The organism is Streptococcus oralis subsp. tigurinus (genome assembly GCF_002093545.1).
In the GTDB taxonomy this organism is placed as follows: Bacteria; Bacillota; Bacilli; order Lactobacillales; family Streptococcaceae; genus Streptococcus; species Streptococcus oralis_C.
The window spans coordinates 217,027-234,290 of the sequence record NZ_LNVF01000002.1 but is presented as its reverse complement, the minus strand read 5'-3'; the positions used below and the strand labels follow the sequence as shown (position 1 = coordinate 234,290).

The window sequence follows — 17,264 nt, the reverse complement described above, 5'->3', positions numbered from 1 at the left end:
CACCCTTATCCTCACTCCTTAAATTCACATAATCCGTCTGATAATCCAGAGCCATTCCGATTGAGATGTGCTTTAGATCATCAATAGACAGACCAGTTTCTTTACAGCAAGATAAGTATGACTCTACTGTGAAGATTTCTTCGCTAGCTGATTCTGAGTCATCTGGTGCTTTTTTGTCGTCATGCTCGCATTCAGCATTTCCATCAGAACGGGCCCAACTTCCTGAATCGGAAAGACTTCCATTTCCATGAAGAATTGTTCATAAGGCTTGATGTGAGGATTTGCAGATTTAGCAAAGGTCCAAAAAAGACGGTTGAAGAAGGTCATATCAAACTCTTCTAGCATTGAAATGTCAATGTCAGTCGCTGTCAATTCTTTTTCAGCTTCCAGCTTGTTCAATTCATTCATGAATGATTGATTTTTCAACATTGAGAACAAATCTTGGAAATAATCTTTCCCAAATTGTTGCTTGTAGGCGATAGGAGTATAGCCATTAGTGCCCAACTCATACTCCTGATCACCAACCAAAACGATTTTACGCATAGATCTTCTCCTTAAGCTGCAACGGCAGTAGGTTCATACACTTTCTTGAACCAGTTGTCATAAATTTCTTTATTATCAGCTGATGTGATAGAACGTTTAACAACTGAATCCAGAGGACGAGGACTTGCCTTAAAGCCAAGTTCACGCTCGTTGACGTTTGTACCATTTTTGGTTTTTGATCCATTGCCTGGACGGCTTGCTGAACAGTAGTAAAGGACGTGACGTGTTTTATTCTTGTCCCCTGAAAATTCAAACATCAAGGCAAATGATGTGAATTCTGCATCAGCTTTTTCAGTCAAAACACCCGTCTGAGCATCTTTGATTTCACCCAAAATCTTAGTCGCAAACATTTCAATAATGTGAGAGATTTTGAATTTCCCTTCATACCCTTCATTTGAGTTCATGAAGTGATAATCGATGTCATCTGCTTTGATTGGTGTTGATTCACCCTTTGGATCCAATGTCAATTCCATTGCCCCAGGGAAGCGGAAAATCTCATCGTAAGCAATCACTCCATCTGCACCAATTGATTTGATTGGCGCAACGTGAACATTTTTTAAACCAAAGGTTACTTTATTTTCTTGAGTCATGTCATTCCTCCTTAGTATAGATAGACTGTATAAGACTTGACATAGAGTCTTTCAGTCTCGATAAATGTTTCTTCTTGAACTTCAAAAAAGAGCTCGTGGGTTGCCCACAGCTCTTCCAGACGTTCTTCCAAATCTTCATCCTTATTCTCAAAAGCCAGCTCAACTGTCACGCTCTTAATCTGATGATTAACCGTGTTGTCAGCTGCATTGATGGCTGGACTCGATTCATAATAGATCAGGTAAGGTAAGTCAGGAGCGTTCCCAGTTTTAAACGCTCGATAAGTGACAGGCAAGTTTGTCTGTTCCAAAATAGCAGCAAAGTCTGATAGCTTCATTTCCCAATCTCCTTGATACGCTTCTCAAAGTTCTGAATTGCTTTTTCTTCAGCTGGCTTGATGTGGACGATACCAGCGACACGACCACCATTTCTTGAAAGGTGTCCGTTCTCAAGTATGTGAGTAAGACTTGCAACTGCGTTGAAAACGACAAAAGAGCCATTGGCCAGCTTCTTCTTTTTCCAACTTCTACGATACTTTCCGTACCGTTTCGGACTTGTATCTTTCAACTCATCCACAGTCTCATCAGCAACTTGTTCTGCAATCTTATCCACTTCTTCAGTAACCTCATCAGAGTAAGCTGCAAGCTCTTTCGCTATCAAATCAGCAAGGTCATTACTCATTTCAATACCTCTGATAAAGTCAACTCTAAAATTTCAGAATCGATAGGATAGGTTTTCAAGATACGATATTGCTTGCCTTCAAATTTCGCAAACTCCTGATTCTCATACTCAAAATTTCGAACCTCAACGACCAAGCTCGGTTTTAGACCTGCCTGATTTGCTTGATAAAATTCAGAGCGAGTAACCTTCTTTTTCCGACATAATAGAGTAACTTCAATTTCTTCAGAGATTGGTTGTAGTAGCTTATCCTTACCCGTAACTTTCTTAGAGATCAGCGTGATTTCATGATTCCACATTCTTGACCTCTTTCTTTGATGTTATCTGTAAATTATGCAGTCGCCACTGAAGGTGACGTGGCATATCCACCCCACCCTCATAGCGATAAGCAGCATAGTCAACGATAAACATTTCATGGTCAGCACGCTCACCGACAAGCTCAATACCGAGATTATCGGTCAATTCAGTGATGACACTTGAAATGATTTTTTTTAACGGCTTGTCTCTCAAGTCGGTTGAAATACCCAACTTAAGCTTCAGCAATTCTAAAAGCTGACCTTCGTCCATGCTTACTCCTCAACTTCCTTAGCAGGCTCTTCAGCAGCTTTCTCAACTGTTTCTTCCTGCTCAACTGCGGTCTCTTCCTTCACTTCTGTTGCTTCAGGAGCTGGTTTCTTAGGCACATCCTCTCCCGAAACCTCAAGGAAGATAGAACCAGCAGTGTTGGCACCAGTCAAAAGGCCGTTTGTAAAACTATCTGTTGGCTCATATCCCTCACGAGGAAAGATGTCGCCAACAGCGTAGTCATGTTTTTCAGGATCAGACAAGTCCTTGAAAGGACGAATTACTTTATAGCTCATACGCTACCTCCTTAAGCTACAACATCAGTGTATGTTCCGAAGAATCCAGCTTCTTCATTTACTTTCTTAATATCCAAACGGATAAAAAGCCCAAGCAATTGTCCGTAAATGTCATTGTTCACCCATTTAACGGATACTTGAGCACGGTCAAACTCTTTGACGAACTCGGTGACATCTCCGATGAAGAATTTCATGTCTCCTTCGTTTCCGAACACTGTGTCATCTACTTTGTAGATTGTTTTCCCGCCAAATGAATAGCCAGTAGGTGAAGCCACATCAGTTTGAAGCATGTAGCGCCCGTCTTTGTCCTTCACCTTGTCAAGCGCAGCAAACATTGACTTAGTTACAACGATACTTGCTTTATAAATTGATTTAAGCTTCTTGTTGTAGATATCTTTAATACCATCAAATCCAGATGCATCTGCTTGGGTAGCTGTTTTGAGGACAGCTGTAACTAATGACAATTCAGTGTTTTCACCTTGATTGAACACTTCGTCTTCAACAATGGACATGATGTCATAGTCTGCGTCGTCAATCATTTCTTGTGACACAGGGATATATCCACGGTAAGTCTTGATTGAATAATCAATCTCGCTGATTGCTGGTTTTCCGAGTTCTGGATTTGATTTCAATTCATCTGTTGAAACCATTACACCATCCGTTTTCTTGATAACTGGATATTTACCAGATCCACTGTTAACTTTCACACGTTCCACAAGATCCAAAAGTGGATTACGTGTTTTGTTAACAAAATGAGGTTTCAAAACTTCAGTAGGGATTAAAGCTGCGCTTCCTGAATCAGTAGTTTTCAAGCCTACGATGTCACGAGTTTGACCAGTACGAATATATTTAGCGATTGCATCACGTTGTTCCAATTTCTGTCCTCCACGTTTTTCTTGACTTGGGTAAGTCGGGGCTTTGCGATTCAATTCTTCAACTTGATTTTGCAAATCTTCGATTTCTTTTTCAAGTTGCTCTTTTTCTGCCAATTTTTCATCCAATTCTTTTTGGATGTTTTCCAGGCTCTTTTCAACTGCTGAAACTTCTTCATCATTTCCAGCTTGATCCAATTTCTTCGCTTCAAGTTCAGAACGCTTGTTCAATTCTTTGATTGATTCTTCAAGTTCTACCACTTTGTCTGCTTTGTTGCGCATACGAGCGCCTAAAATCAATGATTTGTGCATAGGTTAAATTTCTCCTTAATTTCTTTTTTGCGCTTATCTAGCGCTTCACGATTGGCACGCTGTTGACTTTCAAAGTCTTTCTGTCGTGCAGCAATTTCCGTTTGTGGATAGGCTGGGAAAGTACATGGACTGACTTCAAAGATTTCTAATTCTAAGATAGTGTCCAGGTACGAACCATCTGCTTGCTCTTCCGTATTGATTTTTATTGGGATGAAACCAAAGCTACATCCAATCACATCGCCACGCTGAACACGAGCATAGGCCCCAACAGCTTGCGGATCATCCTTGTTGATGATGATATCACCGTAAAGTCCGATTTCATCAACTCCTAAAATGACCGTCCCGTTACCAGTACGACCAAGCACTAAACTATCATCATGGTTAAATAATGCCCTGATGTCAGCTCCTTTGATAGCTTTTTCAACGCCCTCACGTTTGATTACCTCAAAGTAACCCGGCCATAATTCAGTAACTTCATCGAACTTGATAAAGTACCCGCTCAAAATCAAATCACCAGTGTCACTTTCTTCTCGTGTCTTGAACTGAGCAGTACGATAACTATTCCGTTTGTTCATTCTCTTCCTCACCTCCTTTCAACTTCTTCTGGTCCCCAAGTCTGTCTTGTGGTAGATAATTTTCAAGAGCGAGGAGCTCATCCATATCAGGATCAGGTGGCATCCCAAGCCAATCCCTCCACTCGTTTCGACGCATTGCCATACTTTTAGTCATCTGTTCAGCAACTGATGACAATTCTGTAATGTCATACGAATAAAGCGAGCGAGCATTAAATTTGAAATACCGATTATTTGAAACGAGTAAGTCTCTCGTTAAAGTTTGAGTGATTGTCGTGGCGATGCTCATGACTGTTGTATTGACAAAGTTGTTGTATTCTTCTTTGTCAAAATTACCAACTCCAAGAATAAAAGCTGGAACTCCCAAAAGCCCAGCAACTGTTTTCTTATCAATTTCAACAGATTCATTGATAGCAATATCTTTTAAACTTAGTGGCTTGACCTGTTCGACATTCAACAAAGCGTCTGGAATAATCCACGGCTCACCTGCCTGACTTGTTGCTAAGTATTTCTTAGCAACCTTGTCTCGTCCATCTTGCGTGGCCAATTCTGCACTCGAAGAATCAACTTTAACAATTAAGCTAGGAACGTTCTTGCCATTCATAAAGCCTTTTTTGGTCTGAGTAGCAAGGTTTAAATTCCTAACAATATCCCTCAGAGCCAACCTGTATCCAGTCCCTACAAATGGATTGTCTGGATCTGGGTTGATTACAAAGTGCACGATTTCGCTTGGGTTGTAGTCAATACCACGATAATTCACGATATAACCAACATCATCACTTTTGAAAGAGACCTCACTCATTGCGAATGGTCTCAAGTTCAAAATGTAATCATTCACAGGATCATACTCAACATGAAGAACTGAATTTCCGTCACCGAATAGCAATAGGTCACGCACAATCTTGAAAATCCAAGTTTTGCGAGTCATATTGTCGCATGGGTTTACATCAATCTTGCGAGCCAGTCCGTCTTTCATTCGAACATCGCCCTTGTCAGTATTCTCCATTAAATGAATGGTCATATTGGATACCATGTCAGCAATCTTATTGACCGCAGTAATCACATCAGGATTGCGAGCCAAAGGCACATAGCTGTCACCGTCGATATAAAGCCCAAAATCTGAATGAGTGATAACATTCGTTCCACCTCTACTCTTACCACGTTTCAAAAACCTATCTAAAAGCCCCATCTTTCCTCACCTCCTTTCTCTAATCAAAGAAGCTCATGACATTCTGATTCTTACCAAGATTAGCAAGAGCCTGAATGCAAGCAAAAACGCTGGCATCGAACAAGTCAATTCTTGCAGTACCACCGTCACCGTCTAATTTTTCATATTGCACAGCGTCATCCACCTTTTCAATCGCTCTAACGTTGCTCACACAGTATTCGTAAGCATCAGAATGAAGATAGTAAAACTCTTTATTCTTAACTTTGAACTCAATCCGTCTGAATCCCTCTGATTTCAGATAGAAAAGCTGAGGTTGGTCAATCATCTTGAACCGAGCTTGTTTCATCTTTGTCAGGAACTCACGACCAAACTTCCTATCCATTCCGACAGCAGCAATCTTGAACCCTTTCTCCCTCATCTTGATGAACCATTTAACAATATCATCATAGAGAACGGTTGGGGTGTTGCTCATCGTCAGCCAACCATCAGACTGCCACCCAAAAAGTGGAATACCGTCGTCATTGGCTTTCTTTTGAGCATTGACACGAGGAAAGAAAGCATGTGTGATACAAATATCAACGTCTTTCTCACCATCATGATAGACTCCATATAATGCAGCGGCGGTCAAGTCGTGCAATCTTGATAAGTCAGCACCACCATACCACTGGATAGGCAAGCGTGCCAACTCCTCTAAGGTCCAATCATAGCGACTGTCTGAAGCAATGAACTCATCAGGATTGAAATAAGCGTTCATTGAGTTTGTAAATACATTCAAAGTCTTGTTGAAAAACTCATTTCTTGTCTGTGGATCGTTCATAGCCTGCTCGGCTTCAGCTCTCAAAGCAGGCATGGACACCGTGACACCCCAAGACGGATTTGCCATCTTCAAAACATTATCATCAAGATAGTCACCAACATCGCCATCCGTTGTCTGATTGGCTTTGCAAATAAAAATAAATAAAGCCTCATCCTGTACCAACTGCTTGAGCACTTTCTGACAGTATTTCAAGCGATTAGCAAGAAAGCCTGTTGGAATATCCCCCGCCGTAGAGATAACAAAAAGCATACTGTTACGGTATGCTGACATTGTTTTCTTCATAAGACCATACTTTTTAGAATTTCGCATGGTGTGAGCTTCATCGATGACCGTGACATTGCCATTGAGAGAGTCCAAACGACTCTCATCGTTGGCCAAGGCCTGAATATAGAATGACCCATCATCTCCAAAATTAGCTGTGATAGAGTGTTCTTGGTTATTGTCCTTGATACGGATAGATTTGTCATTCCATCGTTCCACGTTAAACTTGATGAAATTAAAGGCTTCCAGTGCTTGCTTGACAGAGTTAGCCACGATATAGCATTTTGAACCACTGTCAGCATCCAAAATCTGATAAAGCAGAGCAATAGCAGCAGTAAAACTGGTCTTTCCGTTTTTCCGTGCCAGCATTATCAAGGCTTCCTTAAACCTACGCTCGTTCGTACCAGCGTGATAGAACCCAAAGAGATTGACAACCGTGAAATGTTGCCACGGTTGCAAAATCAAAGGCTTGTTACGGATAGACATGGCAAACATGTCATCTCCTTGCTGATGAACAATTGAGTTCTCGATGAAGTGAACAGCAAAATCCACTATATCCTCATCAAGCTCATATGCTGGATTTTCCAAATCCCTCAAAAAGCGTTCAGCAGCCAAAATCCGTTCTTCGTTATGTTCCTCTTGATAGCTCAGGACATAATCAACATAGGCTTTAGCTTTTCCAAGATTGGTTGTAGCATGGCGAAAATCAGCAAAACGTTTTTCAAAGTCTTTATCCATCTTTCACCCGCTTCTTTTTCAGTTCATTCTTGAACTTCATGACTTCTGTGAGTGGTGAGCCTTTATCCTGTTCCACCACCTCACCGAGTGACTTCGGATTCATCATCAACTGATTAGAGTAGCTAAGAATGTCTTTCCTCAAAATTTCCATCGCTGTCAAGATTGGAACTTTGCGCTCATTTTCAGCACCAGCCTTATTGACGTAAGTATCTGTTACTGGATAACCCATATCAGCATAATCTTGAGCAAATTTCTGATACTGATATAGCATTCCTACAAAAATATCAATGATCATCTCAAATTCTTTTCGATAAGTGCCTAAGTCTTTCATCTGCTTGACCACTTTTGACTTGATAGACTTTGCTGTAATTGGTTTAGCCAAAAACTACCTCCTTTCGTCAAAATCGCTTAGTTTTTACCCCCTTTTTGTTTGAAGGCCCCCGACTTGGAAAAAGTTCCCTTCACCGGTACCCTACTGGCCAAAATGAATTTTTAAAGAGGTGGGGGGTATCCATAAAATTCTTCAAATTCCTTTTTTCTCTTTCTTTGCCAAAATAATCCTTGATTGATAATCTTATCATTCTTTCTATCGTGAAATGTGTTGTGCTTCTTGTTTGTTAATGGCAAACAGTTCCACTCAATAAATTCAAGTTCAGGATATTCGGTTACAGGAAAGATATGATGTACCATTTCAGCTGCTACTGAAATTCCGTAGCGTAAACTTTCCTGGCAAAGATAATCGTACTTACGCATTATCTTGTCACGAAACCTAAGCCACTTTTTTGATTTCAAGGATGGCCGAATAAATTTATCGTACATACCAACCCTCCTTCTCAATGCAAAAAGGACAGGCCTTTGACCTATCCCCTCTCATACAAGAAATCTATGCTACCATAATAAACCTTTTTTTGTGAGACTTCAAGATGTCTTTTGTCTCATTTTACTTTTCTTGATTTTCTTTTTGAGTGACTGAAGATTGGTTTCCTTAATTCTAATTCTTTCTGTTTGTGGTAATCTTGATGTTTCCACATGACCCCGTCATGTTCATCAACCTCTCTGTATAAATTATATCGAATATCCATTTTTGACCTCGCCTGACTATACCAATTTTATCCCTCACTTTCACATATCTTATATTTTGTTAAACTCACTATAAATCTCAAACCCTTACTAAACATGGGTTTTAAAGCGTTTCATTTTTTCAGTTTATGCTTAACTCATTATGTGAAAGTAATATCTAAAAAATTAAATGACAAAGTTTCGTAGTGCATCATCAAGCTCTGCTTGCTCAATCCCTATGTATCTAAGAGTTATTGCAGGTGATGAGTGATTGAACATTTTCTGTAATGTCCCTACGTCCTTTGTCTTGTTGTAATATTTATAACCAAACGTTTTTCGCATTGTATGTGTTCCAACATTGTCAATGCCAAGTTCTTCAGCAGCCTCATGAATAATTTGATAAGCTCTCTCACGAGTGATCGCTTTATTCTGACCTTGTCTACTCTTGAATAAAAAATGATGAAATGGTTTGCCTTCAACGTATCTCCTCATTTCTTTCTTGAGTTCTTTTGTCATCCGTCTTGTTATCTGCTTGCCAGTCTTTCGTTCTCTCAGTTTGATGTGCCAGCCTTGAACATCTTTAACTTTCAAGGTAAGTATATCTCCGACTCGCAAACCAGTATTCAGGCCTGTAATGAATAGCATATAGTACATCTCATTCCACTCTTTGAGATAATCTTTCATTGCCTGAATATCATCATTATCTTTTATCGGTGATACAAATTCCATGTTCTACCTCCTTTCCCAAAACAAAAAGCCAGCATTTGCTGACTCTTGACGATACTTCTGTTGGACAACTTTTCTGACTAGAATTAAGGATGACTCCTAAAGTGTGATGTGTGTTTTGTTTCAGAAGTTCATGCTATCATAATAAACCTTTTTTTGTGAGACTTCAAGATGTCTTTTGTCTCATGTTTATTTATAGCTCACCTTTCAAAATAGCGTACTGCTCTAGGATAATCCTTCTACGTCGATAGATTGTAGCTTTGCTCATGAATTTCTGTTCTGCTATTTCTTCCCATCTCAGTTGAGGATATCTCCAGCGCAGATTAAAGATTTCCTTATCTTCATCAACTAGATTGATCAGGAGTTTGTTAATAATAGCTTTGAACCCTTCGAGAAATTTTAAGGTTGGATCATCTGCGATTCTGATTGCGATAGTTTCGGTAGGTTTGCTTATTCCTACACTGGGACCACTCTGAGCATCTGGGTTTCGAGTTTCTAATTCTAGCCTTCTCAAATCTATTGTACGTTGAATGTTTTGGAATTTGAAAAGTTCTCTGTCTAATGTTTTGAGGTCTTCGTCGCTCAATTTCTTCAAATTTTACCTCCAAATTTTCTAAATAATTAAATAAGCTATCGAATATTTTAGAAAAAGCCTTACTGATGTCAGAAACTATCTGCTTAATCATTCTAGATAAAACTTCAATTTCTTCCTGACTTAACTTTCTAAGCTTATTTTCTAATTCTATTTGTTTCTTCTGAGCAAGTTGTTTAGCTTTCTTCTTTTTAATCCTTCTATTCATCTTGCTCTCCATTTCCTGGTATTAGCTTTTATGAATGCAGCCTGCTCTTGCATCTGCTTCCATTCGTAATCCATGATGATTTCAAGCTGGTTGTTACAAAGAGTCCTCAAGAAATCATTTTGAACTTCTAATTTTTCAATATCCTTATAGGCTCTTTCATACAGTTCATCTTCCAGAAATCTAATTCGCTCTGCCATTGCTTCTTGAATGATGATGTAAGTTGGTTTCTTATACTTTGTCATTAAAATCTTACCTCATCTCCTATTTTTAGAGATTCATAGTTTGTTTTAGTAACTACGAACACTCCGTAATTTTGTACTGTGATAGTGTACATGTCGCCAATTTTCTCCTTGTGGACGACTCTGCCTTTGATTTCTGCGCCTGCGTTATCAGCCTTGTAAATAACCATTGGCTTCTTTTCTTCCAGATTCCGGATTTTATCCATCTGCCAGATGTTCAACCCAGCAGACAGAAGAATCCAGATTGCGATAAAGCGTTTCATGTCTCCTCCTCAAAATAAAATTTACCATTAAAAGGCTTGATTTCAATAATTCCATAATCTAAACCAAGTCTTGCTATGAATGGCTTGCTGATTCTTTCGTGCAAGGTAGACATCTGCTCTCTGAATTCTTCTAACAGAAGAGTAGATTTGTAGAAATTGCATTGATAGCAAGCAGGCATATAGTTTTCAAAGCTATCTTCTCCGCCTCGATAGTGAGGATGCAAATGATCTACTCTCAAAGTTTTCAAGTCCAAAACCTTGCCACAATAAGCACAGTGACCGCCGTATTTATCTAAAACTTTTTGTCTAGTGGTTTTAGATATGCTTTTTCGTTTCATTCTGTGACCTCATTTCTCAATTCAAAATGAATTCCATACAAGAGCAAATCATTTTGAAAGTCAACGAATGCTTCAATCATCTCAGCTTCTTGAAAATCGTATTCCTCGACTGTACCCAAGAAATCATCAATATCATCTCTTTGGACACTTCCATATTCTGTCTTAGTATGTTCCACGGCTAATTCATAGCCATCAACACCAATTGTGTAGTAGATTCTGCCAGCTGAATAATCATATTTGTAATTCTTGATAATCATCACTCAACCTCCTCAAAATAACTATGAAATTTACTTAAATTGATAATAGCAACCTCTTCAACAGAATGCTTCTTAATGTCAAAGTCTGGATCATTTTTCCCAAACTCTTTCTTTATCGCTTTTTCAGCAAGCGATGGTAAAGCGAATATACTTGCTCCATTTTTTAAGGCAAGCGCTTGACCGTGTTTATTTACTATTCTATAACCCACATCAAACGGTCTGATTTTCGCAGGGATTTTTATGCGTTTGTTTTCAGTTTTTATTGCTTGTTCAATGGTTTGTACCATCACTCCACCTCCTCGACTTCAAACAATGGACTATTAAACACTTCACTAAAACCAGCATCTTCTAATTCTTTTCGGGTGTGGTGTGTGCTATAAAGTGAGTTTTCTTCCCGGTCTGAGAAAAGCCATTTGTTTGAATGTTTTTCACGGTTCAAAGTTTCGTGATTTCCACAAATGCCTTTCACCTTTACCCGATATCTCTTCTCTTTCTCGACCTCGTAGCCATCCAGCCATGCACGAGCGGCTAAATCAAACGGTCGTTCTTGCATAAACCATTTACCAACTTCTTCATTTGTGAAATCAAAATCGAAGAAGTCTGCTAAGTCTTTGCAAGATTTTCTAGCTTCCTCAATCCAATCTGCCACAAACTGCGGTACTACGACTTTTTCTGGTTCGTCTAGTTGTTTCACTAAATCTAAAACATCGTCCAAAGCAACATAATACTTTTCTCCATACAATTTATCTAAACTTCCAATTTTCTCAATCAATTCCTGTTTATTCATCTTACTACCTCCCTAAAATGGCAAATCATCATCTGAAATATCCATTGGCTCACCTTGTCCGTAACTTGGTGGCATCTGATTTTCCATGCTCGACTGGTTTGCAGAGTTATCCTTCTTTTCAAGCGTTTGAAAGCTCTCAGCCACAACTTCCGTCACATAGACACGTTGTCCTTGCTGATTATCATAGTTACGAGTCTGGATGCGGCCTGTGATTCCTACAAGAGCACCTTTTTTAAGCCAATTTGCAAAGTTTTCAGCTTGCTGACGCCACATGATGCAACTGATAAAATCAGCTTCACGATCACCTGCCTGATTCTTAAAATTGCGATTCACTGCCAAATTGAAAGACGCGACAGCCACATTTGATGGTGTGTATCGCAACTCAGGGTCTTTTGTCAAGCGCCCCACTAATGTAACATTATTGATCATCTTTCTTTTCCTTTCCTGTCACACATTCAACAACTGAGTAACCGATAAAAAAGCACAGAAAAGTTATTCCAAATTCTTTAATAAATTCAATCATTTTCTTCCCCTCCTTCATTTTCTAAAACGGCATCTTGTGTAAAAGTATTGCCAATTTCATAATATTTGTATTCCTTAGCCGTCACTTCAAATGTTTCTTCGATCTGCTTATTTCCTGCATATCCTGAAATAACCAGAATGTATTTTCTTTTGGTTTTGGTTGGCACAAGTACAGAACTTTTACCTGTCGCAACAGGTATGAACGTTGTGTGAGGTTCATCGATGTACTTATCTACCACCGTTCCACTCGAAATCTCGTGACATGCTACGAGGAAGGATGCGAATAAAACAACACATAGGATTTTAAAATATCTCATTCCTTCTCCTTCAAAATTTCTGGGTTCTCGTAGATATTGCCGATGATTTCTCTATTGCCAGCCACGTTACACAATCGCTCAAAATTGTTGTAACTAATCAAACTATTCGTCCACATCCCTAAATCAGATCTGTATTCGACTACACCATTCAACAATCCATCTTTTGTGCCAAGAACATCCCCCTCAAAGATTTCTTGACCGTTCTTATCTTTGAATCCTGTTGATTGCATGAGGGTGACATCTTCTCCATTTCGCTTATCTTCAAATTTCAACGGAACTGATGTAGAGCCATCGCTAAACTTCCCTATGATTTCCTTTCTGACAAATGAAATCATCAGTATTTCATTAATCATTTCTTCTGCTAACACATACCATGCTCTATATTTCAGCATCATCCCAAATCCTCCTCCTTCACAAACACCCCGTCAATCATCTTTCCTTTGCGGTCCTTGATGACTTCATAAGCTTCTTCTAAACAATTCTCAGCTGTAGTTCCATTGCAAAATGAAACCGTACTAATCACACTGTCAAGAAACATTAAGTCTGCTTTGATTAAAGGAATTTTTGTTTCATTGTGACAGACATGAGCGTATAGCTTCTGAGCAATATTCCCTAGACTCGAAACCATCAGCAGCAATTCAAGTTCCTGTTGATTTGCTTGAATCTGAGCGCCGTTCTTGATTTGTTGCTCAAGTCCAATCAATACTACCTGGATGTCTCCAAGAGCATCATAGATCAGTTCAGATTTATCCTTGGCAATGCCTTCAAACAATTCTCCCGACTCTTCCATTAGCTTCAAGAATTGTTTGACAGGATTTGCTTCATGTAGATTTCTATCAACAAACCACTGTTGAACCTTTTCTTCCAAATTCATTTTTGTATTCATCTTATTTTTCCTCCATCTTCTTAGTAATCAAGTAGTAGCAATCAGCTGCTCCGTAGTCAATCCTGATATTTTCTCCACTCATGCTTTTCCGAAATTGTGGATGACTGATTGCTGAGTAACTAGCTTGATGTTTCTTTAATTCATTGATTGCGCTATGTATGTGGCCGAAACTCCCAATAAGTATCTTGCGGTGGCCGTTATAAATGAAATAGAGATTTAACATCAATACCTCCTAAAATTTCATAAAAGCCATCCAGTGAGTCGTCCCACGTTGCTGTCCAAAAAGTGGTTGATGCGGAACCAATTCCAAAATTTCCTTAACATTTACTTGAGCATCAGACCATTTAAAGATAAGTGTTCCACCTGTTTTCAAAACCCTAAAACATTCTTCAAAACCTTGCTGCAAGTCTAATCTCCAAGTCAACAAGTCTAGTTGACCATATTGCGCACGCATGAATGATTGCTGACCTGCCCAAAGAAGGTGTGGCGGATCAAATACAACAAGGTTAAATGTTTCGTCATCAAATGGCATATCTCGAAAATCTGCAACAATGTCTGGCTTAACATTGATTTTCTTTTTGTGAATTTCAAATTCTTCTTCACGTCTATCCATGTAAGTTGTGTGTGGTTCTTGTTTATCAAACCAAAACATTCTAGACCCACAGCACGCATCTAGTATTCGTATATCTTTCATCCCTTCACCTGAATCACATAGAAATTCCCAAATGATCTAAGTGCCTTGGCCACCTGCAATGCGACCGCACGAGAGACAAACCGAATCGCTCCCCTCTCTTCTGAAAAAGAGATATCAATCCCAGTCACGCCGATTTTAGCAGACATCAAGTACGGTTTTTCTTCTTTTGTTCCATGTTTCAAAATAAACATCACTTTTTCCCTTTCTCTAGTTTTTCTAGCATTTCTTGTTTCTTCTTCTCAAGGTCCTTTTTGGTCTCATCGCTAGTAGTATTCACATAGTTAGGTTGAGACCATTCAGGAACATTTGATTTTTGATTCCCTGACTGACCCTTTATTTTACTTTCTTTGTACGCTCGCTCACGTTCATCGACTGCTGCAATCGTCAAAACTCCATCGTTCTTCCAATTCGTCAAAATCGCTCTGATATAACTAAAATTCCTTTTACCATTGTCAGCAGCAAGACCAATTGCTTTCAGAACAACTTTCGCTTCCATACCATCCAAAGTGATGAACTCTTTTAAGATTTCAAATTGAGTTCCATCCAACTGAGCAATACGAGATTGATATTCTTCGATGATGAGTGCGACTGGATTTTCATCTACATCTTTCTCTATCTCTGTATCTATATCTTTCTCTTTATCTATATCTCCGTTGCAAGTTGTTGCAATGGTGTTGCAATGCAACCCCCTCAACTCTCTGTGTTTGCGACTTCTGCGAGTGCTCGCTGTCTCACTACCCACCATTTCAGGAACTTGTTCTAAGAAATAATCTCTGTCATTTATTTTAGTCAGCAAGCCTTTACTCTCTAAGAAAATCAGAGTGATTTTAATATCTTCAACATTCTCGTCAATGACAAGAGCGATTTCTTCAGCTAGATTGTCAGCAAGCCCATCATAGTAGATGTGCCCGCCATCCTCTAAACTAATCAACATCATTTTGAGATAGATGATAGTGTGCGTATCGCCACCTGCAATCTTACGAAGCAATTTCATTTCCTTAGACTTGAAAAAATCCTGAGCCAGTTGAATCCAGTAGTATCGCTTGTTTTTTACTACCATTGATACCCTCCGTTTTAATCCACAAATGTTTCTTTTCGTGTCACGGGATCAATGTCCACACGTCGCCCTGTTTTAAAGTCGATAAACCCTTTTTCAACTTGTGGCGCTTGAAATTGGACCTTCTTCGGTTTCGTGGCCATTTTAAGCTTGATATTCATCATCAGTGATTCAATCAAGACTACTGAAACTACTGTGCATACTGCGATAATTTGTAAATTGTTCATGTTTTTTATCCTCTTTTTGTGTTATAATAAATTCAAATAATTTTGCTAAGACCTTGTCCAGAAGCCTTTTAGTAAAGTTATTATAGTTGATTTGAGAGCCATTCCTTAATGGCTCTTTTTGACCATTTTTTGCCAGGTAATTCCTTTGGAAATCCCTTCATGTAACGATAATTATTTGAAAATGTGTCATAGTTGATGCCTAGAAAGTCGCAGGTAGTGCTCACATCCATCAGCTCTGGATAGTGATCACTATCTTTTTCTATTTCAACCAACCTTGTGATTGTGTCCTTGATAATGGATTTAATCCAGTCAGATAGTGAAAGTAGAACATTGTCCATCTTCTCCCCCTTCTACACTTCATCAAATGAGTTCAATTTCATGATTTTCATCTTGGTATTGGTGCTTGGTTCCCAAGTCATCCAATATTTCAACGCTGCTTCTGCGAATTTCTTTGGCAGTAAGTCATAGCGACTGATATTAAAATGATCCTTGAAATCAATCTCTGCTTGCCTGAAGACAGATTGAGCGAAGATTTTGTCAGCATAAGCTGGACTGTCAATACCACCCAAGCAAGCCACAACCCGAGCCTTACGCTTCTTCAGGAGTGATTGAGCATAGCTCGGATGAATCGGTTGCTCACTCTTGAGATAGTCAATGTCTTCCAGCATGGTCGCCTGTTGCTCACGCAATTTCTTTTGGCCAGTAAATAGAGCGATGAAGGCATCCTCGTCCAAGTCCTCACGGATAAATCCACCCTGCTTGCGAATAGCTGGCAAGACATCTGATGTCACCCAACGCTTAAACTCTCTGGCTTGTGGAAGCTTACTTGAAAGAATGAGAGAATAAAGACCAGATTCGTTAATAACGGTAACACCTCTATTTCCAAAAGTACCGTTTTGGTAGTTTTGGCGATCTTCTTCATCTACGTGACGGTTTATGTCTCGACTACCGTTTTGGTATCCTAGAATATCCGCAACATCCTTCCCAACAAACCAAGGCTCATCATCAATTGTCAAAGTACGGACTTCCTGCCCGTGAAAATTAAAAATTTCGTTCATAACATTCCTCTTCTTACTTTCCCCAGTGTTAAAATAGTTTCCCAAACATCTAGTCCCTCAAGACTATCGATCATCAACTGACTCAGTTGATGATTTTTCTTCTGCCAATTCAGTATTATTTTCGCTTGCATATATGGACCTCTCAGTGATTTCTCCAAGGATTCTCAATTCCTAAAACATCTGTGACTTTTTCTTTCACATAATCACTTCCTTTGCCATACTTCAGCAACTCTGAAATGACTGAAGGCGCTACAAATACTTGTTTTGCTAACTCAGCTTGAGTCATATCCAGCTCAATCAAGCGAGTTTTGATTTTAGCCTTGATTATCTTTAACTCTTTACTCATATTCTTCCTTTCTATTGTTCTACCCTTTCTGCTATAATAAAATCAGAAGGGAGGTGATCTAATGACACTGTCTGACAAAGAAATCGCTTTAGAACTTACAAAGATTACCGTCGAACACTTTAATATTAGAGTCGCACAAAGTATCCGACAATCTGGATTAACAGACGAAATCATTGAACAATTCTACAAGCGATTCTATGAAACTGTTACGAATTTAAAAGATAATCATCCAGAATCGTAACATCTATTTTGAGCACATCTTCTGGATGTGCTTCTTTA

34 protein-coding genes are annotated in these 17,264 nt (G+C 39.2%); 1 reads left to right on the top strand and 33 read right to left on the bottom strand.

Translation table 11 applies throughout. The features are described from left to right. Window positions 1-123: 123 nt before the first annotated feature. The 33 genes from ATE34_RS05265 to ATE34_RS05105 form a co-directional block, all read right to left on the bottom strand. Window positions 124-543 carry a hypothetical protein gene (locus ATE34_RS05265; protein ID WP_015997065.1) on the bottom strand — a complete coding sequence of 140 codons (420 nt, stop codon included), beginning with the start codon at window positions 541-543 and terminating at the stop codon, window positions 124-126. A gap of 11 nt (window positions 544-554) precedes the next feature. Continuing rightward, on the bottom strand, window positions 555-1,133 hold the full coding sequence (locus tag ATE34_RS05260) for a major tail protein (RefSeq protein ID WP_015997064.1): 579 nt from the start codon (window positions 1,131-1,133) through the stop codon (window positions 555-557). 11 nt (window positions 1,134-1,144) lie between these two features. Then, window positions 1,145-1,468: a hypothetical protein gene (locus ATE34_RS05255; RefSeq protein ID WP_084911250.1), complete on the bottom strand. Its 324-nt coding sequence runs from the start codon at window positions 1,466-1,468 to the stop codon at window positions 1,145-1,147. After that, a complete protein-coding gene (locus ATE34_RS05250) occupies window positions 1,465-1,812 on the bottom strand; it encodes an HK97 gp10 family phage protein (protein ID WP_084911249.1) in 348 nt (115 codons plus the stop codon). Before ATE34_RS05250 ends, ATE34_RS05255 begins: the two co-directional genes overlap by 4 nt. Continuing rightward, entirely contained in the window at window positions 1,809-2,108 is a 300-nt protein-coding gene (locus ATE34_RS05245; protein ID WP_084911248.1) for a phage head closure protein, read from the bottom strand. The genes ATE34_RS05250 and ATE34_RS05245 overlap by 4 nt, the downstream gene beginning before the upstream one ends. After that, on the bottom strand, window positions 2,095-2,376 hold the full coding sequence (locus ATE34_RS05240) for a phage head-tail connector protein (RefSeq protein ID WP_084911247.1): 282 nt from the start codon (window positions 2,374-2,376) through the stop codon (window positions 2,095-2,097). Before ATE34_RS05240 ends, ATE34_RS05245 begins: the two co-directional genes overlap by 14 nt. Window positions 2,377-2,378: 2 nt before the next feature. Then, a complete protein-coding gene (locus tag ATE34_RS05235) occupies window positions 2,379-2,669 on the bottom strand; it encodes a hypothetical protein (protein WP_084911246.1) in 291 nt (96 codons plus the stop codon). 11 nt (window positions 2,670-2,680) lie between these two features. Next, entirely contained in the window at window positions 2,681-3,853 is a 1,173-nt protein-coding gene (locus ATE34_RS05230; protein WP_084911245.1) for a phage major capsid protein, read from the bottom strand. Further along, a complete protein-coding gene (locus tag ATE34_RS05225; protein ID WP_084911244.1) occupies window positions 3,838-4,428 on the bottom strand; it encodes an HK97 family phage prohead protease in 591 nt (196 codons plus the stop codon). Before ATE34_RS05225 ends, ATE34_RS05230 begins: the two co-directional genes overlap by 16 nt. Next, window positions 4,412-5,614 (bottom strand): phage portal protein, encoded by a 1,203-nt coding sequence (locus ATE34_RS05220; protein WP_084911243.1) that lies wholly within the window; start codon window positions 5,612-5,614, stop codon window positions 4,412-4,414. Before ATE34_RS05220 ends, ATE34_RS05225 begins: the two co-directional genes overlap by 17 nt. A 19-nt stretch (window positions 5,615-5,633) precedes the next feature. Next, window positions 5,634-7,409 carry a terminase large subunit gene (locus ATE34_RS05215; protein WP_084911242.1) on the bottom strand — a complete coding sequence of 592 codons (1,776 nt, stop codon included), beginning with the start codon at window positions 7,407-7,409 and terminating at the stop codon, window positions 5,634-5,636. Next, entirely contained in the window at window positions 7,402-7,791 is a 390-nt protein-coding gene (locus tag ATE34_RS05210; RefSeq protein ID WP_084911241.1) for a P27 family phage terminase small subunit, read from the bottom strand. Before ATE34_RS05210 ends, ATE34_RS05215 begins: the two co-directional genes overlap by 8 nt. 110 nt (window positions 7,792-7,901) lie before the next feature. Continuing rightward, window positions 7,902-8,228 (bottom strand): endonuclease, encoded by a 327-nt coding sequence (locus ATE34_RS05205; protein ID WP_084911240.1) that lies wholly within the window; start codon window positions 8,226-8,228, stop codon window positions 7,902-7,904. Window positions 8,229-8,654: 426 nt separating this feature from the next. Then, the gene (locus ATE34_RS05200; RefSeq protein ID WP_033585091.1) at window positions 8,655-9,197 is read right to left on the bottom strand and encodes a site-specific integrase; all 543 of its coding nucleotides are present in this window, start codon (window positions 9,195-9,197) and stop codon (window positions 8,655-8,657) included. Between the two features lie 190 nt (window positions 9,198-9,387). After that, on the bottom strand, window positions 9,388-9,789 hold the full coding sequence (locus ATE34_RS05195) for a transcriptional regulator (RefSeq protein ID WP_061864910.1): 402 nt from the start codon (window positions 9,787-9,789) through the stop codon (window positions 9,388-9,390). Window positions 9,790-9,990: 201 nt separating this feature from the next. Continuing rightward, entirely contained in the window at window positions 9,991-10,236 is a 246-nt protein-coding gene (locus ATE34_RS05190; RefSeq protein ID WP_070837092.1) for a hypothetical protein, read from the bottom strand. After that, complete coding sequence (locus ATE34_RS05185) at window positions 10,236-10,496, bottom strand: DUF1372 family protein (RefSeq protein WP_084911239.1); 261 nt, start codon at window positions 10,494-10,496, stop codon at window positions 10,236-10,238. The genes ATE34_RS05190 and ATE34_RS05185 overlap by 1 nt, the downstream gene beginning before the upstream one ends. Next, window positions 10,493-10,834: an HNH endonuclease gene (locus ATE34_RS05180; protein ID WP_084911238.1), complete on the bottom strand. Its 342-nt coding sequence runs from the start codon at window positions 10,832-10,834 to the stop codon at window positions 10,493-10,495. Before ATE34_RS05180 ends, ATE34_RS05185 begins: the two co-directional genes overlap by 4 nt. Beyond that, window positions 10,831-11,091, bottom strand: a complete 261-nt coding sequence (locus ATE34_RS05175) for a hypothetical protein (protein WP_084911237.1) — start codon at window positions 11,089-11,091, stop codon at window positions 10,831-10,833. Before ATE34_RS05175 ends, ATE34_RS05180 begins: the two co-directional genes overlap by 4 nt. Further along, a complete protein-coding gene (locus ATE34_RS05170) occupies window positions 11,091-11,378 on the bottom strand; it encodes a hypothetical protein (protein WP_061665041.1) in 288 nt (95 codons plus the stop codon). Before ATE34_RS05170 ends, ATE34_RS05175 begins: the two co-directional genes overlap by 1 nt. After that, a complete protein-coding gene (locus ATE34_RS05165) occupies window positions 11,378-11,878 on the bottom strand; it encodes a DUF1642 domain-containing protein (RefSeq protein ID WP_084911236.1) in 501 nt (166 codons plus the stop codon). The genes ATE34_RS05170 and ATE34_RS05165 overlap by 1 nt, the downstream gene beginning before the upstream one ends. A 12-nt stretch (window positions 11,879-11,890) precedes the next feature. Beyond that, complete coding sequence (gene ssb / locus ATE34_RS05160) at window positions 11,891-12,307, bottom strand: single-stranded DNA-binding protein (RefSeq protein WP_054368735.1); 417 nt, start codon at window positions 12,305-12,307, stop codon at window positions 11,891-11,893. 86 nt (window positions 12,308-12,393) lie between these two features. Next, on the bottom strand, window positions 12,394-12,717 hold the full coding sequence (locus tag ATE34_RS05155; protein WP_084911235.1) for a 3-dehydroquinate synthase: 324 nt from the start codon (window positions 12,715-12,717) through the stop codon (window positions 12,394-12,396). After that, window positions 12,714-13,112 (bottom strand): YopX family protein, encoded by a 399-nt coding sequence (locus ATE34_RS05150; protein ID WP_084911234.1) that lies wholly within the window; start codon window positions 13,110-13,112, stop codon window positions 12,714-12,716. Before ATE34_RS05150 ends, ATE34_RS05155 begins: the two co-directional genes overlap by 4 nt. Beyond that, window positions 13,109-13,603, bottom strand: coding sequence for a MazG-like family protein (locus ATE34_RS05145; RefSeq protein ID WP_084911233.1), 495 nt, complete (start codon window positions 13,601-13,603; stop codon window positions 13,109-13,111). The genes ATE34_RS05150 and ATE34_RS05145 overlap by 4 nt, the downstream gene beginning before the upstream one ends. Before the next feature lies 1 nt (window position 13,604). Beyond that, entirely contained in the window at window positions 13,605-13,826 is a 222-nt protein-coding gene (locus tag ATE34_RS05140; protein ID WP_084911232.1) for a hypothetical protein, read from the bottom strand. 9 nt (window positions 13,827-13,835) lie between these two features. Continuing rightward, window positions 13,836-14,297 (bottom strand): class I SAM-dependent methyltransferase, encoded by a 462-nt coding sequence (locus tag ATE34_RS05135; protein WP_084911231.1) that lies wholly within the window; start codon window positions 14,295-14,297, stop codon window positions 13,836-13,838. Next, complete coding sequence (locus ATE34_RS05130; RefSeq protein ID WP_000470297.1) at window positions 14,294-14,488, bottom strand: hypothetical protein; 195 nt, start codon at window positions 14,486-14,488, stop codon at window positions 14,294-14,296. Before ATE34_RS05130 ends, ATE34_RS05135 begins: the two co-directional genes overlap by 4 nt. After that, window positions 14,488-15,357, bottom strand: coding sequence for a phage replisome organizer N-terminal domain-containing protein (locus ATE34_RS05125; RefSeq protein ID WP_084911230.1), 870 nt, complete (start codon window positions 15,355-15,357; stop codon window positions 14,488-14,490). Before ATE34_RS05125 ends, ATE34_RS05130 begins: the two co-directional genes overlap by 1 nt. Before the next feature lie 14 nt (window positions 15,358-15,371). Next, the gene (locus ATE34_RS05120) at window positions 15,372-15,581 is read right to left on the bottom strand and encodes a hypothetical protein (RefSeq protein WP_084911229.1); all 210 of its coding nucleotides are present in this window, start codon (window positions 15,579-15,581) and stop codon (window positions 15,372-15,374) included. An 80-nt stretch (window positions 15,582-15,661) separates the two neighbouring features. After that, complete coding sequence (locus ATE34_RS05115) at window positions 15,662-15,919, bottom strand: hypothetical protein (RefSeq protein WP_033585562.1); 258 nt, start codon at window positions 15,917-15,919, stop codon at window positions 15,662-15,664. Window positions 15,920-15,931: 12 nt separating this feature from the next. Continuing rightward, window positions 15,932-16,639: an ORF6C domain-containing protein gene (locus tag ATE34_RS05110; RefSeq protein WP_084911228.1), complete on the bottom strand. Its 708-nt coding sequence runs from the start codon at window positions 16,637-16,639 to the stop codon at window positions 15,932-15,934. A gap of 142 nt (window positions 16,640-16,781) precedes the next feature. Next, window positions 16,782-16,985 (bottom strand): helix-turn-helix transcriptional regulator, encoded by a 204-nt coding sequence (locus tag ATE34_RS05105; RefSeq protein WP_084881539.1) that lies wholly within the window; start codon window positions 16,983-16,985, stop codon window positions 16,782-16,784. A gap of 61 nt (window positions 16,986-17,046) precedes the next feature. Between ATE34_RS05105 and ATE34_RS10965 the strand changes: the two genes are divergently transcribed. Beyond that, window positions 17,047-17,226, top strand: coding sequence for a hypothetical protein (locus tag ATE34_RS10965; protein ID WP_002892909.1), 180 nt, complete (start codon window positions 17,047-17,049; stop codon window positions 17,224-17,226). Window positions 17,227-17,264 lie beyond the last annotated feature (38 nt).

Bases quoted from the DNA above. Each gene is read 5' to 3' on its own strand.
- ATE34_RS05130 (WP_000470297.1), bottom strand. From the start codon at position 14,488: ATGTTTATTTTGAAACATGGAACAAAAGAAGAAAAACCGTACTTGATG.
- ATE34_RS05115 (WP_033585562.1), bottom strand. From the start codon at position 15,919: ATGGACAATGTTCTACTTTCACTATCTGACTGGATTAAATCCATTATC.
- ATE34_RS05175 (WP_084911237.1), bottom strand. From the start codon at position 11,091: ATGATTATCAAGAATTACAAATATGATTATTCAGCTGGCAGAATCTAC.
- ATE34_RS10965 (WP_002892909.1), top strand. From the start codon at position 17,047: ATGACACTGTCTGACAAAGAAATCGCTTTAGAACTTACAAAGATTACC.
- ATE34_RS05125 (WP_084911230.1), bottom strand. From the start codon at position 15,357: ATGGTAGTAAAAAACAAGCGATACTACTGGATTCAACTGGCTCAGGAT.
- ATE34_RS05215 (WP_084911242.1), bottom strand. From the start codon at position 7,409: ATGGATAAAGACTTTGAAAAACGTTTTGCTGATTTTCGCCATGCTACA.
- ATE34_RS05110 (WP_084911228.1), bottom strand. From the start codon at position 16,639: ATGAACGAAATTTTTAATTTTCACGGGCAGGAAGTCCGTACTTTGACA.
- ATE34_RS05190 (WP_070837092.1), bottom strand. From the start codon at position 10,236: ATGACAAAGTATAAGAAACCAACTTACATCATCATTCAAGAAGCAATG.
- ATE34_RS05140 (WP_084911232.1), bottom strand. From the start codon at position 13,826: ATGTTAAATCTCTATTTCATTTATAACGGCCACCGCAAGATACTTATT.
- ATE34_RS05220 (WP_084911243.1), bottom strand. From the start codon at position 5,614: ATGGGGCTTTTAGATAGGTTTTTGAAACGTGGTAAGAGTAGAGGTGGA.
- ATE34_RS05265 (WP_015997065.1), bottom strand. From the start codon at position 543: ATGCGTAAAATCGTTTTGGTTGGTGATCAGGAGTATGAGTTGGGCACT.
- ATE34_RS05240 (WP_084911247.1), bottom strand. From the start codon at position 2,376: ATGGACGAAGGTCAGCTTTTAGAATTGCTGAAGCTTAAGTTGGGTATT.
- ATE34_RS05260 (WP_015997064.1), bottom strand. From the start codon at position 1,133: ATGACTCAAGAAAATAAAGTAACCTTTGGTTTAAAAAATGTTCACGTT.
- ATE34_RS05155 (WP_084911235.1), bottom strand. From the start codon at position 12,717: ATGAGATATTTTAAAATCCTATGTGTTGTTTTATTCGCATCCTTCCTC.
- ATE34_RS05185 (WP_084911239.1), bottom strand. From the start codon at position 10,496: ATGAAACGCTTTATCGCAATCTGGATTCTTCTGTCTGCTGGGTTGAAC.
- ATE34_RS05245 (WP_084911248.1), bottom strand. From the start codon at position 2,108: ATGTGGAATCATGAAATCACGCTGATCTCTAAGAAAGTTACGGGTAAG.
- ATE34_RS05135 (WP_084911231.1), bottom strand. From the start codon at position 14,297: ATGAAAGATATACGAATACTAGATGCGTGCTGTGGGTCTAGAATGTTT.
- ATE34_RS05105 (WP_084881539.1), bottom strand. From the start codon at position 16,985: ATGAGTAAAGAGTTAAAGATAATCAAGGCTAAAATCAAAACTCGCTTG.
- ssb (WP_054368735.1), bottom strand. From the start codon at position 12,307: ATGATCAATAATGTTACATTAGTGGGGCGCTTGACAAAAGACCCTGAG.
- ATE34_RS05235 (WP_084911246.1), bottom strand. From the start codon at position 2,669: ATGAGCTATAAAGTAATTCGTCCTTTCAAGGACTTGTCTGATCCTGAA.
- ATE34_RS05225 (WP_084911244.1), bottom strand. From the start codon at position 4,428: ATGAACAAACGGAATAGTTATCGTACTGCTCAGTTCAAGACACGAGAA.
- ATE34_RS05120 (WP_084911229.1), bottom strand. From the start codon at position 15,581: ATGAACAATTTACAAATTATCGCAGTATGCACAGTAGTTTCAGTAGTC.
- ATE34_RS05180 (WP_084911238.1), bottom strand. From the start codon at position 10,834: ATGAAACGAAAAAGCATATCTAAAACCACTAGACAAAAAGTTTTAGAT.
- ATE34_RS05230 (WP_084911245.1), bottom strand. From the start codon at position 3,853: ATGCACAAATCATTGATTTTAGGCGCTCGTATGCGCAACAAAGCAGAC.
- ATE34_RS05165 (WP_084911236.1), bottom strand. From the start codon at position 11,878: ATGAATAAACAGGAATTGATTGAGAAAATTGGAAGTTTAGATAAATTG.
- ATE34_RS05255 (WP_084911250.1), bottom strand. From the start codon at position 1,468: ATGAAGCTATCAGACTTTGCTGCTATTTTGGAACAGACAAACTTGCCT.
- ATE34_RS05150 (WP_084911234.1), bottom strand. From the start codon at position 13,112: ATGATGCTGAAATATAGAGCATGGTATGTGTTAGCAGAAGAAATGATT.
- ATE34_RS05205 (WP_084911240.1), bottom strand. From the start codon at position 8,228: ATGTACGATAAATTTATTCGGCCATCCTTGAAATCAAAAAAGTGGCTT.
- ATE34_RS05145 (WP_084911233.1), bottom strand. From the start codon at position 13,603: ATGAATACAAAAATGAATTTGGAAGAAAAGGTTCAACAGTGGTTTGTT.
- ATE34_RS05170 (WP_061665041.1), bottom strand. From the start codon at position 11,378: ATGGTACAAACCATTGAACAAGCAATAAAAACTGAAAACAAACGCATA.
- ATE34_RS05250 (WP_084911249.1), bottom strand. From the start codon at position 1,812: ATGAGTAATGACCTTGCTGATTTGATAGCGAAAGAGCTTGCAGCTTAC.
- ATE34_RS05200 (WP_033585091.1), bottom strand. From the start codon at position 9,197: ATGGAATTTGTATCACCGATAAAAGATAATGATGATATTCAGGCAATG.